This window comes from Brotaphodocola sp. (genome assembly GCF_050873365.1).
In the GTDB taxonomy this organism is placed as follows: Bacteria; Bacillota; Clostridia; order Lachnospirales; family Lachnospiraceae; genus Brotaphodocola.
In genome coordinates this window covers 42458-56880 of the sequence record NZ_JBNMIQ010000003.1, presented here as the reverse complement: position 1 = coordinate 56880, position 14423 = coordinate 42458, and the positions used below count along the sequence as shown (strand labels likewise).

Sequence of the window (14423 nt, the reverse complement as noted above, 5' to 3'; positions counted from 1 at the left end):
TGCATGACAGAAAAACAGAATACAGAAAATCAGAGTGCGGAAGTTTATGCGAATCCGGTGACAGAGCGTGAGGAAAGTCCGGCTGTGCAGGCAGAGAGACAATCGGCAGAGAAAACGGCACCGGTAGAAAAACAGCCGGAGCAGTCTGTCAAGAAGCCGGTGGAAAAACCGGTAGAGAAACCGGTGGAAAAAATCGCAGAAAAAGTAGCAGAGAACGGAACTGAAAACGGAACCGAAAGAGCAGAAAAACCGGCACCGGCAGAAAAATCAGCGGGACAGCAGGTGACAAAGTCGGCGGAAGCGCAGGAGAATGTGAGTGCAGATGCAAATAATCATGCAGAGGCAGACGCACAGGCACAGGGAAAACGTCCGGCACAGAAGAAGGGTCGTGGCGGAGCGCGCAGAGACGGAAATCGTCCTCAGCGTCAGGATGCAAAGAAGCGGGATGAGAAGAATTCGGATGAGCACAAGTCAAACAACAAGGCTCAGGGAGAAAACCAGAATCAGAATCAAAACCAGAATCGCCCGAAGAAGAACGGAAAGCCGAAACAGCAACCGCAACACGATGGAGTGAAGCACGAGGCTGGAAAGCCGGCAGGCAAGCAGGGTGCAAAACAGGAGAGAGCGGAGAAGCCGGAGAAGACCGAGAGAGCAGAGAAGCAGAATAATGCTCCAAAGACGAAGGCACCGAAACAGCGCGCTGAGCGCCAGCAGGCAAAACTCCCGGTAGTGGCTTCTTCGGAGGAAGTTGGTTTTGTTCCGGGAACCGGTGAGGGACAGGCAAAGGTTCGCATCATCCCGCTCGGCGGTCTTGAGCAGATCGGTATGAACATCACGGCATTTGAGTATGAAGATACGATCGTCGTTGTCGACTGTGGTCTTGCATTCCCGACCGATGACATGCTCGGTATCGATCTTGTTATTCCGGATGTCACCTACCTTGAGAGAAACATCGACAAGGTAAAGGGCTTTGTGATCACTCATGGACATGAGGATCATATCGGAGCTCTTCCTTATATTCTTCAGAAGATCAATGTGCCGGTATACGGAACGAAGCTGACGATCGGTCTGATCGAGAACAAGCTCAAAGAGCACAATCTGATGAAGAGCACGAAGCGCAAGATTGTGAAGCACGGTCAGTCGATCACGCTCGGCGCTTTCCGCGTGGAGTTCATCAAGACGAACCACAGTATTGCAGATGCGGCAGCTCTCGCAATCTTTACTCCGGCAGGTGTGATCGTTCACACCGGAGACTTCAAGGTGGATTACACGCCGGTATTTGGAGATGCGTTTGACCTTCAGCGTTTTGCAGAGCTTGGAAAGAAGGGAGTACTTGCCCTGCTTTCTGATAGTACAAATGCGATCCGTCCGGGATTCACCGCATCGGAGAGAACCGTCGGCAAGACATTTGACGCGGTATTTGCAGAGCACAAGAACAACCGTATCATCGTTGCAACCTTCGCATCGAACGTAGACCGTGTTCAGCAGATCGTTTACTCGGCATGCAAGTATGGAAGAAAGGTTGTCGTCGAGGGACGAAGCATGGTCAATGTCATCGGAACGGCGAGTGAGCTCGGCTACATCAACATTCCGGAGAACACGATGATCGACATCGACCAGCTCAAGAATTATCCGGATGAGCAGACCGTTCTGATCACGACCGGAAGCCAGGGAGAGGCGATGGCAGCCCTGTCCCGCATGGCATCGGGCATGCACCGCAAAGTCACGATCAAGCCGAATGATGTCGTAATCATGAGCTCTCATCCGATTCCGGGAAATGAGAAGGCAGTCTCCAAGGTAATCAACGAGCTTGCCATGAAGGGCGTTGAGGTTATCACCGAGGATACCCATGTATCCGGCCATGCATGTCAGGAGGAGATCAAGCTGATCTACTCTCTGCTTCATCCGCGCTATGCACTCCCGGTTCACGGTGAGTATCGTCACCTCGTTGCAAACCGCAACATTGCGATCGCAATGGGAGTGCCGAAGGAGCGCACGTTGATCATGTCTTCCGGAAATGTTGTGGAGATCTGTGAGGATTACTGCAAGGTTGTTGACCAGGTTCAGGCAGGCGGAATTCTCGTCGATGGTCTCGGCGTCGGTGATGTTGGAAATATCGTCCTCAGAGATCGTCAGAACCTCGCTCAGAACGGTATCATCATCGTTGTACTGACACTTGAAAAATATAGCAACCAGCTTCTTGCAGGTCCGGATATCGTCTCTCGCGGATTTGTCTATGTGAGAGAGTCTGAGGATCTGATGGATGATGCAAAGAACATCGTCGACAATGCAGTTGCAGATTGTCTCGACCGCCATGTGACCGACTGGGGCAAGATCAAGAATATCATTCGCGACAGCCTGAGCGATTTCCTGTGGAAGCGCATGAAGCGTAGCCCGATGATTCTTCCGATCATCATGGAAGTCGAGTAAATCAAATCAATGAATTGGGTCAATAAATTGAATCAATGAATTTCAGGAAAGGATAAGGGTGCATGAGTCAGATTACGCGAGATATCAACAAAATAACGAGAGCAATCATCGGAATTTCCGGAAAGCTGATCCTCTATGCGCTGATTATCCTTTTGCTCGCGGAGGGAATGACCCGGGGCTATGCGTTTGGTCATTCGATTTTCTATGCGACGGCAGTGGAGTCGGCTCCGGGAACGGACAAGACAATCACAATTCCGGATGGACAGAGTGCAAAGGAGTCTGTTCAACTGCTTCACGATGTGGGATTGATCTCGAATGAGCTGGCGGTGGAGATTCAGCTGAAGTTTTATGACTACAAGATTCATCCGGGAACTTACACGCTGAACACGTCGATGACGTCAAAGGAGATTCTCCAGGTTCTCAATGAGAAGAAGACGGAAGAGACGAAGGATGGCAGTGCGAGTTAATTAAAATCGGGTGAATGTGTTTAGGCAATTCATAAATTGAGAAGACAACATTGGACGCTTCAGCGAATCGTTTGGATTTGCTGGAGCGTTCTAAAATAGAGGAAATTTTTAGACGAAGTAAACGGAGCGATGGAGTAGTAGAGAGATGGATCAGGAACGGGTTACTGCATATATTCATTCATTGGATCGCGGTCACGGGGAACTCTGTGATCGGATTGCAAAAACAGCGAGGGCGGAGTTTGTGCCGATTATTCGGCGCGAGACGGCATCGTTTCTTCAGGCACAGATCATGGCGGTGCGTCCGATGAGAATTCTGGAAGTTGGCACGGCTGTGGGATATTCGGCGCTCTTGATGCGTCAGGTGATGCCAAAGGGAGCACATATCACGACGATCGAGAGGGATGAGGTGCGAATTCAGAAGGCGAAGGATCATTTTGCACTTGCAGAGGCGCAGGAGGATATTACGTTGTTTGAGGGAGATGCACAGAAGATTCTTGAGGAGCTTGATGGTCCGTTTGATTTTGTGTTTATGGATGCGGCGAAAGGGCAGTATATTCACTGGCTTCCGTCGATTCTGAGACTTCTTGCGCCGGATGGAGTGCTGTTTTCCGATAATGTACTTCAGGATGGCGATATCATTGAGTCTCGGTTTGCGGTGGAGAGACGAAATCGAACGATTCATGCGCGAATGAGGGAGTATCTCTATACGCTGACCCATCATGAGGAGTTGCTGACAAGTGTGATTCCGATCGGAGATGGAGTCGCGCTGAGTGTGAAGAAATAGGAAATCGAGTAGAAATGAGGAGGAAATCATGAGAGAGACAGAGTTGCTGATTCCGGCGGGGAGTCTGGACGTACTGAAGACCGCCGTGATCTATGGTGCAGATGCTGTATATATCGGCGGTGAGGCATTTGGACTGCGTGCAAAGGCAAAGAACTTTTCTGCTGAGGATATGAAGGCGGGAATTGAGTTTGCGCATGAGCACGGCGCAAAAGTCTATGTAACTGCAAACATTCTCGCACACAATCAGGATCTTGAGGGTGTGGAGGCGTATTTTGAGGAGCTGAAGGGGATTGGTCCGGATGCGCTGATTATCTCGGATCCGGGTGTTTTTGAGATTGCAAAGCGTGTGCTTCCAGAGATGGAGATTCACATCAGTACGCAGGCAAACAACACGAACTATGGAACCTATCTGTTCTGGCATCGCCTCGGTGCAAAACGTGTCGTTTCTGCGCGTGAACTTTCTCTTGAGGAGATTCGCCAGATTCGCGAGAGAATCCCGGATGATATGGAGATCGAGAGCTTTATTCACGGAGCAATGTGTATTTCCTACTCCGGTCGTTGCCTGCTGAGCAATTTCCTCACGGGTCGCGATGCAAATCAGGGAGCCTGCACGCATCCGTGTCGTTGGAACTATGCGCTGATGGAGGAGTCAAGACCGGGCGAGTACATGCCGGTGTTTGAGAATGAGCGCGGAACTTTTATCTTTAATTCCAAGGATCTGTGCATGATCGAGCACATTCCGGAGATGATTGAGGCGGGAATCGACAGCTTCAAGATTGAGGGACGTATGAAGACTGCCCTCTATGTGGCAACCGTAGCGCGAGCATATCGCCGTGCAATCGACGATTACAAGAAAGATCCGGAGCTTTATAGAAAGAACCTTGGCTGGTATCGCGAGGAGATCGGCAAGTGCACGAATCGCGATTTCACGACGGGCTTCTATTTTGGAAAGCCGGGTCCGGAGAGTCAGATTTATGAGAGCAGTACTTATTTGAAAAATTACACCTATCTCGGAACTGTTGAGGCTGTCCGCGAGGATGGCTACTGCCGGATTGAGCAGAAGAATAAGTTTTCTGTCGGCGAGAAGATTGAGGTTATGAAGCCGGACGGCACGAATGTTGAGGTGACGGTTCGCGCAATCACTGCCGAGGATGGAACACCTCAGGAGAGCGCACCGCATGCGCGTCAGATCATCTGGGTAGATCTCGGAACCGAGTTAAATCCATATGATCTTTTAAGACGCAGTGAGATCGACGGACAGTAGACAGTAAGCCAGAGACTGTTCGTGGAAGAATCTGATTCAGGGGAAGAAGAGACCAGAAGAAGCAAGAAGAGACAAGAAGAAATTAAGAAGAAACAAGAAGAAACAGGCAGAGATAAGATAATTGAAATAATCTCAGAGACAAAAAGAGCGTTTTACGCGGATGTTTGGCAAAAGCCGGCCCGGTAAGACGCTCTTTTTATGTAATACAAATCAAAATCAGGTTTAATTAGAATGTAGCGACGACAGTCTCGCCGGCGGTCGCCTGCATTCCGGACTCAAAGGTGACATCCGGAAGCTCCGGGTTGTCGAGGGCGATCAGAATCACGTCCGAACAGAGTTCACGGGATTCGATCAGGGACTTGTCAAATTCGATGAGTTTTTCCCCAGCCTTTACCTTTTGCCCTGTCTTTATATAAGAAGTAAAGCCTTCGCCGTTTAAGGAGATCGTGTCGATTCCGATGTGGATCAGCACATCAAATCCCTCTGCGATTCGGAGTCCGACAGCGTGGTTTGTGCCTTCCATTGTGATCGTAATTTTGCCGTCTGCCGGGGCAACAACGGTGACCTTCTGTCTGTCCGTCGGATGGATTGCGATGCCCTTTCCAAGCATACAGGATGAGAAAACATCGTCTTTGACCTTTGTGACCGGAATCACCTCGCCGGATACCATTGCCTTGAGTTCTTGTGGCTGTTTCTTTCTCTTCAGAAAATCAAACATACAAATAACTTCCTTTCAAAAAATAGATCTGAGCCGTTTTCAAACACACTCTAGCACAGATCAGGCAGGCTTGCAAGCGCAAAATCGGTTACCGTTTGTGTTACTGTTCACGCGCACGTGCCCAGTAACGGAATTTGCCGTGGCTTCGCATTTAAATACGGCAAATTCCCGCTACCACCACGTTATCTTACGGCACTTTCGGTTCCAAAAGTGCCTACCTCTGAACAGTAACCCGTTTGTACATGCATGAACGATAACGATAAGGAGAGTTTCTGTGCTTGTGACAAAAGGAAAAGTGTAGTATGATAGGAGGATGAAAGGTGTTACTGTTCACGCATTGCGCAAACAGCAACGGATTTTGCCGATGCTTCGCATACAGTAGCTGAAAGGTAACAATGAAAGGAAAATGGAGGAGGGCGCGTCTATGCTGGCATGGATTCTGACGATAGGTGCAGGGATCTGCCTGATCTATTATATTGGAGTGGTGCTATATGCAGGGATTGGAACGGCATTCAGCGCAGTGTGGCTGTTTTTTGCGGGATTTCTGGCGCTGACTGCAACCGGAATCCGACTCTATCAGAGAACTCCGGATCGAACGTTTCTCTGGATACCGGTGTCGATGGTGACGCTGTGTGCGACGGGAATCCTGATTTTGCTGGTGATGCAGATCCTGATTTTCAGTCGGGTTCCGGCAGTTGCAGAACCGGGACTTGACTATGTGATTGTTCTCGGGACAGCGGTAAAGCCGGAGGGGATCAGCAAGACATTGAAACTGCGTCTCGACAAGGCGGGGGAATATGCACTCCAGAATCCGGAGAGTGTTCTGATTCTGTCCGGTGGTCAGGGGGCAGATGAACCGCAGTCGGAGGCATCGGCGATGGAGGAGTATCTTGTCAGCATCGGGATTCCGAAACGTCAGCTGATTCAGGAGAACCGCTCGACGAGCACTGTGGAGAATATTGTATACAGTCAGGAACTCATCAATCAGGATCGAAAGATGAGAGGGGAGGCGTTTCAGCGAAGACTTCAGATTCGACCGATCCGGATTGGAATTCTCACGAGCAATTTTCATCTGTTTCGCGCGCGCATGATTGCACAGAAGCGTGGACTTACGGATGCCTGGGGCATTGCGGCGCCGTCTGATCGGGTTTTGCTGGTGCATTACTCGATTCGGGATGGAATTGCGATATTAAAAGAGCGCCTTATGGGAAACATATAACTCAGAGGGGAAATAATCCCCTTCTGAGTTATACGCTCCGCGAGGATGCGCAGTGATTCTGATGGGAAGATGTCAGCAGAGCTGACCAGAATCACGCGCCAAGTCTCCGCGAGCGTCGACTTGAATAACAAATCAAATTTTATCATAGAAAAGGAGATTCAAACAGATGAGTCAACTGGAAGCGATCAAGAGCCTGGAAGCATACCAGGTTGTCGATTACAAAATTATAAAGGAGATGCAGTCAGAGGGAATCGTGCTGGAGCACAAGAAGACGAAGGCGCGCCTTTTCCTGATGGCAAATGACGATGAGAACAAGGTGTTCTGCATCGGATTCCGCACACCGCCGGACAACGACTGCGGTCTTCCGCACATCCTCGAGCACAGCGTGCTCTGCGGTTCGGACAAATTCCCGTTAAAAGATCCGTTTGTGGAGCTGGTGAAGGGATCCCTGAACACGTTCCTGAATGCGATGACCTACCCGGACAAGACGGTTTACCCGATTGCAAGCTGTAACGAAAAGGATTTCCAGAACCTGATGGATGTCTACATGGATGCAGTTCTTCATCCGAACATCTACAAGGAGGAGAAGATTTTCCGTCAGGAGGGCTGGCACTATGAGTTGGAGTCCGAGTCTGCTCCGCTGATCTACAACGGCGTTGTCTACAATGAGATGAAGGGTGCTTACTCTTCCCCGGAGAGCCTTCTTGACAGCATGACGCAGAAGACGCTGTTCCCGGACAACTGCTACGGCAAGGATTCCGGCGGAGATCCGGCATACATTCCGGAGCTGACTTACGAGAAATTCCTCGATTTCCATCGCACCTACTATCATCCGTCAAACAGCTATATCTACCTCTACGGAGATATGGATATGGTGGAGAAGCTGAAATGGCTCGATGAGGAGTATCTGTGCCATTACGAGGAGAAACAGGTCAATTCCCACATTCCTCAGCAGAAACCGTTTGCAGAGCCGGTTCAGAGAGAGATTCATTACTCGATCGCAGATGGAGAGCCGGAGACCGATGCGACCTATCTGTCCGTCAACACCGTTGTCGGAACGGATCTTGACCCGCGTCTCTATGTGGCATTCCAGATCCTCGAGTACACTCTGCTTGACGCACCGGGCGCACCGCTCAAGCAGGCGCTGATCGATGCCGGAATCGGAAAAGATATTCTCGGCGGATATGAGAGCGGAATCTTACAGCCGTATTTCTCTGTGATCGCAAAGGATGCAAATGCAGACCAGAAGGGCGAATTCCTCGCAGTTGTGAAGGGAACGCTCAGAAAACTCGCGGATCAGGGCATCAACCGCAAGAGCCTGCTCGCTGGAATGAACTACTATGAGTTCAAGTACCGCGAGGCAGACTACGGCTCCGCACCGAAGGGACTGATGTACGGATTGCAGTGCCTCGACAGCTGGCTCTATGACGGAGATCCGATGATGCATCTTCAGTATCAGGAGACCTTTGATTACCTCAAGGGAGCCGTGAAGGAGGGATATTTCGAGCAGTTGATCCGCGATTATCTCTTAGACAATCCGTTTGAGGCAGTCATCGTGCTGAGCCCGGAGAAGAACCTGACTGCGAGAGAGGATGAGAAGACCGCAAAGAAACTCGCAGAGTACAAGGCTTCCCTGAGTGCCGATCAGGTCGCTGAGATGGTCAAGGCGACGAAGGAACTCAAGGAGTACCAGGATACGCCGTCGACCCCGGAGATTCTCGCAAAGATCCCGCTGTTAAAGAGAGAGGACATCGACAAGAAGGCAGAGAAGCTTTACTATGAGGTCAAGGAGGAGAACGGAATCAAGGTTCTTCACCACAACTTCTTCACATCAGGAATCGGCTATCTGAAACTGCTGTTCAACACCGATGCTGTCCCGCAGGAAGATCTTCCGTATGTGGGTCTGCTCAAGTCGGTTCTCGGCAGCGTGAGCACCGAGAAGTACGATTACTCCGATCTGACGAGTGAGATTCACTTAAACAGTGGCGGTGTGGACTTCGGCGTGACCTCCTATGTCGATCTCAATGATCCGGACAAATTTACCGGAGCTTTTGTCGGAAGTGTCCGTGTGCTCTATGATCGCCTCGACTTTGGCTTTGGCATTCTCGAGGAGATTTTAAACCACTCCGTATTTACCGATGAGAAGCGTCTCGGTGAGGTGATTCAGGAGATCCGTTCCCGCGCAAAGATGAAGCTCGAGAGTGCCGGTCACTCCACCGCAGTCTCAAGAGCAACGTCCTATTTCTCTGCAACGGCTTACTACAACGAGATGACGGCAGGTGTTTCCTACTATCATTTTGTCGAGCAGATCGCAAAGAACTACGAGACGGAGAAGACGGCTCTTGTCGCAAAACTTGAGGAAGTCTGCAAGAAACTCTTTACGCGCGAGAACCTGCTGATCAGCTACACCGCAGATGATGAGGGATATGCGAGATTGCCGGAGACGATGAAACTGCTGACTGAGAAACTGCCGGAGGGAAGCGGAGAGCATTTCGCCTTCACGCATCCGGTTGAGAATGTAAACGAGGGACTCAAGACCGCCGCTCAGGTCGATTACGTCGCTCGCTGTGGAAGTTTCCGCAAGTCAGGTCTTGCTTACACCGGAGCACTCAAGATTCTTCAGGTGATTTTGAGCTATGATTACCTGTGGCTGAACATCCGCGTCAAGGGCGGTGCTTACGGATGTATGAGTGGATTTGGACGTTCCGGTGAGGGTTATCTCGTTTCCTACCGCGATCCGAACCTCAAGGAGACAAATGAGATCTACGAGGGCATTCCGGAATATTTGAGACAGTTCAACCCGGATGACCGCGATATGACGAAGTATGTGATCGGAACGATCAGCAACATGGATACCCCGCTGACCCCGTCTGTGAAGGGAAGCCGTGGACTCTCCGCATACCTGTCGGGTGTGACCGAGGAGATGATGCAGAAGGAGCGCGATGAGGTGCTGACGGCGACGAAGGAGGACATCCGCGCACTCGCAGACATCGTTCAGGCTGTGCTCGATACCGGAAGTTTCTGTGTAGTCGGAAATGAGGAGAAGATCGAGGCAAACCGCGAGATGTTCGGAAGTGTGGAGAGCCTCTCGAGAGCGTAAATGCTCCATGCGATCTCATTGAATTTCATGAGCTTGGAAAATAAAATTGAGAAAATGTGAGTCGGGGCTTTGAATCTTCCAAATGGGGATGGGAAAGTCCCGGCATATGAGATCCGGAACAAGATACTCAAGAACGAGAAAGAAAAATAAAAAAGAAAACAAATAAAAAAGAATAAAGAAGAAAAAGAGTAAAAAAGAAAAAGAAAAAAAGAAGAAAGAGGAAAAGGAAAGGCACATATGGCAGAGATAAAACTTGCAGACCTTGGCGGTCCGCAGAAAGAGAAAAAATCAGGATTTGTGACACTGATCGGTCGTCCGAATGTCGGAAAATCCACGCTGATGAATCATCTGGTGGGACAGAAGATTGCGATCACGTCCAACAAACCGCAGACGACGAGAAACCGCATTCAGACCGTTTACACCGATGAGAGAGGACAGATCATCTTCCTCGATACCCCGGGTATCCACAAGGCGAAGAACAAGCTCGGCGAGTACATGGTCAATGTCGCAGAGCACACGCTCAAGGAGGTCGATGTCGTTCTGTGGCTCGTGGAGCCGACGACGTTCATCGGAGCCGGTGAGCGCCACATTGCAGAACAGCTCGGAAAGGTGAAGACTCCGGTCATTCTTGTCATCAACAAGATGGACACCGTGAAGGAGAAGCAGGAGCTTGCAAAATACATTGACGCGTACAAGGACATCTGCCCGTTTGCGGAGATCGTTCCGGTATCGGCACTGCGCAAGCAGAACACCGATCTTCTGACGGAGCTGATCTTCAAGTATCTTCCGTATGGACCGCAGTACTACGATGAGGACACCGTAACCGATCAGCCGATGCGCCAGATCGCGGCAGAGCTGATCCGTGAGAAGGCACTGCGCCTGCTCGACGAGGAGATCCCGCACGGAATCGCAGTCACGATTGAGAAGATGACCGAGCGCCCGAACGGAATCATCGACATCGAGGCGACAATCGTCTGCGAGCGCGACTCCCACAAGGGAATCATCATCGGAAAGGGCGGATCGATGCTCAAGAAGATCGGAAGCAGTGCGCGTCAGGAGATTGAGCGCATGATGGAGACGAAGATTAACCTCCAGCTCTGGGTCAAAGTCCGCAAGGAGTGGAGAGACAGCGAGCTTCTGATGAAGAATTACGGATATACGCCGGAGAAGTAAGGAAAAGATTCATAACGGATCCAAATGATCAAATGATCGGGATGGTCGAGGATACAGAGAAGAATGAGGAGAACGAGAAGAAAAGAGGAGAAGCGTGAGAGAGACGATTGAGCTGACCGGGATGGTCTTGAAGGCGACGCCGGTCGGGGATTATGACCGGAGACTCGTGATTTTGACGAGGGAGCGGGGCAAGATTACCGCGTTTGCACGTGGAGCAAAACGCCCGGGAAACCTTTTGATGGCCGTTTGCCGTCCGTTTGTATTCGGGATCTTTCGCGTCTACGAGGGACGGGATGCGTACAATCTCCACAGCGCAGAAGTCCGCAACTATTTTACGGAACTGGCGCAGGATGTGGAGGCGACTTGCTACGGGTCGTATTTTCTGGAATTTGCGGAGTATTACAGCCGGGAAAATCTTGACGGCGGGGAGCTTCTCCTCCTTCTCTATCAATCTCTGCGGGCGCTCTTGAAGCCGGCCCTTCCGAACTCCCTCGTTCAGCTGATCTTTGAGCTTCGCGCGATGAAGGCGGGGGGAGAGTACACGGAATTTCCGCCAAAGGAAGTCAGCGAGTCGGCGACCTATGCATGGCAGTATATTTTGGAGACTCCGTTTGAGTCACTCTACACCTTTGTGTTGAAACCGGAGGTCGAGAAGGAACTGAAGTCCTGCGTGGAGCTCAACAAGCGAAGATTTATTGACCGTCCCTTCCATTCTCTCGAAATCCTTGAGATGATGAAGTAAGTGGTTGCGGGAAAGTCGTTGCGGGGCGTTTCGACGGCGGGTAAAGTCAGAAAAACCAGAAGACCATTTACGAGCAGGAAGTTTCTAGTTACTGTACACAGGCAGGTATTTTTGGAACAGAAAATGCCATATGAGACAATGACCGTGTAAAACGGTATTGAATTATTCCCTGTTTACAGGTATAATCCAAGATAATTGTATCAGCAGAGTGTGAAACTGTGCAACGGTATGTGCAAGGGGATTTCTCTGCGATCAATGATTCCCGTGGATATGGCATGAAGATGAGTTTCCGCGGAATATTCAGGAGGAAGATGGATGAAAAAAGGAAGGGCTGTCCTGACCGCACTTCTGTGTTCTGCTGCGATTCTGGCAGTGGGATGTGGAAAGAAAGATGCGGACTACACATGGAATGCCAAGGAAAGCAGCATCTACGTCAGCAATGCGCTTGAGGTGGAGAGTGCTCTGGTCTATACGTCAGAACAGTTTAATGAACTTTACACGCAGGAAGGCTTGGAAGAATTTGCAAAAGAAGCGGTAATCCGCTATAATGAGGAGCAGGGTGCTTCCGCGCAGGCGGAAAATACCGAGGGAAGCGAAAAACTTCCGACCGCTCTCGTCTCGACGAAACTTGAGAGCAGAACGGGAACCCTGATTTTTGATTACAAGAGTGCAGAGGATTTTGTCAAATTTGCAAAAGAGACAGAGGATGACACGAACACGGTGACTGATCTGAAGGTGGGAACCGTTTCCGATGGAATTCCGGACGGAATGACATTCACAACTCTGGCAGGAAAGACGGCGGAGTCTTCGGAGCTGACAAAGAATGCAGAGACGAAGATGATTGTTGTGACGGGATCTGCGACGATCTGTACGCAGGGAAAGATTTCCTTTATCAGCGATGGAGTGACTGTGACGGATTCTCACACGGCAGTGACACCGGAAGGTACGAGCTGTATCTTATTCCAGTAGGTCAAATCAGAGAAAGGAAAAGGAATTCAATTTCCTTGAATGTTTCCATAGATTTGGGCGATGGATTGAGACAGATATAGAATAGTTATAGAAGAAAGAGGTTATTGGACAATGGAAAAGACAATGGAAAAGATTGTAGCACTTGCGAAGAACCGTGGATTTGTATATCCGGGATCTGAGATCTACGGCGGACTGGCAAATACCTGGGATTACGGCAACCTTGGCGTTGAGCTGAAGAACAACGTAAAGCGTGCTTGGTGGCAGAAATTCGTTCAGGAGAGCCCGTACAACGTAGGCGTTGACTGTGCAATCCTGATGAATTCCCAAACCTGGGTAGCTTCCGGTCATCTCGGTGGATTCTCTGATCCGCTGATGGATTGTAAGGCTTGTAAGGAGCGTTTCCGCGCAGATAAGCTGATCGAGGATTACATGGCAGAGAACGGCATCACTCCGGAGGGTTCTGTCGATGGATGGAGCCAGGAGGAGATGAAGCAGTACATCGATGATCACAACATCTGCTGTCCGAGCTGTGGAAAGCATGATTTCACCGATATCCGTCAGTTCAACCTGATGTTCAAGACCTTCCAGGGCGTAACCGAGGATGCAAAGAACACCGTATACCTTCGTCCGGAGACCGCACAGGGTATCTTCGTAAACTTCAAGAACGTACAGCGTACTTCCAGAAAGAAAGTTCCGTTCGGTATCGGTCAGATCGGTAAGTCTTTCCGTAACGAGATCACCCCGGGTAACTTTACTTTCCGTACCCGTGAGTTCGAGCAGATGGAGCTGGAGTTCTTCTGCAAGCCGGGCACCGATCTTGACTGGTTTGCTTACTGGAAAGAGCACTGCATCCAGTGGCTCAAGAGCCTTGGCATCAAGGATGATGAGATGCGTGCGAGAGACCATTCCGCAGAGGAGCTGTGCTTTTACAGCAAGGCAACGACCGATCTGGAGTTCCTCTTCCCGTTTGGTTGGGGCGAGCTGTGGGGAATCGCAGACCGTACCGATTATGACCTGACCCAGCATCAGACCGTATCCGGACAGGATATGACCTACTTTGATGATGAGAGCAAGGAAAAGTACATCCCGTATGTTATCGAGCCGTCTCTGGGTGCTGACCGTGTAACCCTGGCATTCCTGTGCTCCGCATACGATGAGGAGGAGATCGGTGAGGGCGATGTTCGTACTGTTCTGCACTTCCATCCGGCAATCGCACCGGTTAAGATCGGTATCCTTCCGCTGTCTAAGAAGCTCAACGAGGGCGCTGAGAAGATCTACGCTGAGATGAGCAAGTACTACAACTGCGAGTTCGATGATCGTGGTAACATCGGAAAGCGTTACAGAAGACAGGATGAGATCGGAACTCCGTTCTGCATCACCTACGACTTCGAGTCTGAGAACGATCAGGCAGTAACGATTCGTGACCGTGATACGATGGAGCAGGTTCGTGTGCCGATCGCAGAGCTGAAGAACTACTTCGAGGACAAGTTCCGCTTCTAAAATTATCAATAATTATCAATATAATAGCGATACGTATCGTAATTGTCAAAAAAATAG

The 14423-nt window shown here is 50.2% G+C and carries 12 protein-coding genes; 11 read left to right on the top strand and 1 reads right to left on the bottom strand.

Annotation, left to right across the window (positions count from 1 at the left end; translation table 11 throughout):
• Positions 1-3: 3 nt before the first annotated feature.
• The 5 genes from ACR0QT_RS02555 (at position 4) to ACR0QT_RS02535 (ending at position 5131) form a co-directional block, all read left to right on the top strand.
• The gene (locus ACR0QT_RS02555; protein WP_432629338.1) at positions 4-2430 is read left to right on the top strand and encodes an RNase J family beta-CASP ribonuclease; all 2427 of its coding nucleotides are present in this window, start codon (positions 4-6) and stop codon (positions 2428-2430) included.
• A gap of 62 nt (positions 2431-2492) precedes the next feature.
• Positions 2493-2897, top strand: coding sequence for an endolytic transglycosylase MltG (locus ACR0QT_RS02550; RefSeq protein WP_432629337.1), 405 nt, complete (start codon positions 2493-2495; stop codon positions 2895-2897).
• Positions 2898-3042: 145 nt separating this feature from the next.
• A complete protein-coding gene (locus ACR0QT_RS02545) occupies positions 3043-3681 on the top strand; it encodes an O-methyltransferase (RefSeq protein WP_432629336.1) in 639 nt (212 codons plus the stop codon).
• A gap of 28 nt (positions 3682-3709) precedes the next feature.
• On the top strand, positions 3710-4945 hold the full coding sequence (locus ACR0QT_RS02540) for a peptidase U32 family protein (RefSeq protein ID WP_432629335.1): 1236 nt from the start codon (positions 3710-3712) through the stop codon (positions 4943-4945).
• Positions 4946-4966: 21 nt separating this feature from the next.
• Entirely contained in the window at positions 4967-5131 is a 165-nt protein-coding gene (locus tag ACR0QT_RS02535) for a hypothetical protein (protein ID WP_432629334.1), read from the top strand.
• Between the two features lie 40 nt (positions 5132-5171).
• Here ACR0QT_RS02535 and ACR0QT_RS02530 read toward each other — a convergent pair whose 3' ends face one another.
• Positions 5172-5663, bottom strand: coding sequence for a PTS sugar transporter subunit IIA (locus ACR0QT_RS02530; protein WP_432629333.1), 492 nt, complete (start codon positions 5661-5663; stop codon positions 5172-5174).
• Positions 5664-6087: 424 nt separating this feature from the next.
• Here ACR0QT_RS02530 and ACR0QT_RS02525 point away from each other — a divergent pair, with 424 nt between their 5' ends.
• The 6 genes from ACR0QT_RS02525 (at position 6088) to ACR0QT_RS02500 (ending at position 14366) form a co-directional block, all read left to right on the top strand.
• Positions 6088-6882 carry a YdcF family protein gene (locus ACR0QT_RS02525; protein WP_432629332.1) on the top strand — a complete coding sequence of 265 codons (795 nt, stop codon included), beginning with the start codon at positions 6088-6090 and terminating at the stop codon, positions 6880-6882.
• A gap of 166 nt (positions 6883-7048) precedes the next feature.
• Entirely contained in the window at positions 7049-9982 is a 2934-nt protein-coding gene (locus ACR0QT_RS02520; RefSeq protein ID WP_432629331.1) for an insulinase family protein, read from the top strand.
• 237 nt (positions 9983-10219) lie between these two features.
• Positions 10220-11155 carry a GTPase Era gene (gene era / locus ACR0QT_RS02515; RefSeq protein WP_432629330.1) on the top strand — a complete coding sequence of 312 codons (936 nt, stop codon included), beginning with the start codon at positions 10220-10222 and terminating at the stop codon, positions 11153-11155.
• A gap of 94 nt (positions 11156-11249) precedes the next feature.
• A complete protein-coding gene (gene recO, locus ACR0QT_RS02510) occupies positions 11250-11897 on the top strand; it encodes a DNA repair protein RecO (protein WP_432629329.1) in 648 nt (215 codons plus the stop codon).
• 315 nt (positions 11898-12212) lie between these two features.
• On the top strand, positions 12213-12866 hold the full coding sequence (locus tag ACR0QT_RS02505; protein ID WP_432629328.1) for a hypothetical protein: 654 nt from the start codon (positions 12213-12215) through the stop codon (positions 12864-12866).
• 111 nt (positions 12867-12977) lie between these two features.
• Complete coding sequence (locus ACR0QT_RS02500; protein WP_432629327.1) at positions 12978-14366, top strand: glycine--tRNA ligase; 1389 nt, start codon at positions 12978-12980, stop codon at positions 14364-14366.
• The last annotated feature ends 57 nt before the right edge of the window (positions 14367-14423 follow it).

Excerpts from the sequence above, each read along its gene's own strand:
- ACR0QT_RS02505 (WP_432629328.1), top strand. The coding sequence starts at position 12,213 with ATGAAAAAAGGAAGGGCTGTCCTGACCGCACTTCTGTGTTCTGCTGCG.
- ACR0QT_RS02500 (WP_432629327.1), top strand. The coding sequence starts at position 12,978 with ATGGAAAAGACAATGGAAAAGATTGTAGCACTTGCGAAGAACCGTGGA.
- ACR0QT_RS02520 (WP_432629331.1), top strand. The coding sequence starts at position 7,049 with ATGAGTCAACTGGAAGCGATCAAGAGCCTGGAAGCATACCAGGTTGTC.
- era (WP_432629330.1), top strand. The coding sequence starts at position 10,220 with ATGGCAGAGATAAAACTTGCAGACCTTGGCGGTCCGCAGAAAGAGAAA.
- ACR0QT_RS02525 (WP_432629332.1), top strand. The coding sequence starts at position 6,088 with ATGCTGGCATGGATTCTGACGATAGGTGCAGGGATCTGCCTGATCTAT.
- ACR0QT_RS02550 (WP_432629337.1), top strand. The coding sequence starts at position 2,493 with ATGAGTCAGATTACGCGAGATATCAACAAAATAACGAGAGCAATCATC.
- ACR0QT_RS02555 (WP_432629338.1), top strand. The coding sequence starts at position 4 with ATGACAGAAAAACAGAATACAGAAAATCAGAGTGCGGAAGTTTATGCG.
- ACR0QT_RS02530 (WP_432629333.1), bottom strand. The coding sequence starts at position 5,663 with ATGTTTGATTTTCTGAAGAGAAAGAAACAGCCACAAGAACTCAAGGCA.
- ACR0QT_RS02545 (WP_432629336.1), top strand. The coding sequence starts at position 3,043 with ATGGATCAGGAACGGGTTACTGCATATATTCATTCATTGGATCGCGGT.
- ACR0QT_RS02540 (WP_432629335.1), top strand. The coding sequence starts at position 3,710 with ATGAGAGAGACAGAGTTGCTGATTCCGGCGGGGAGTCTGGACGTACTG.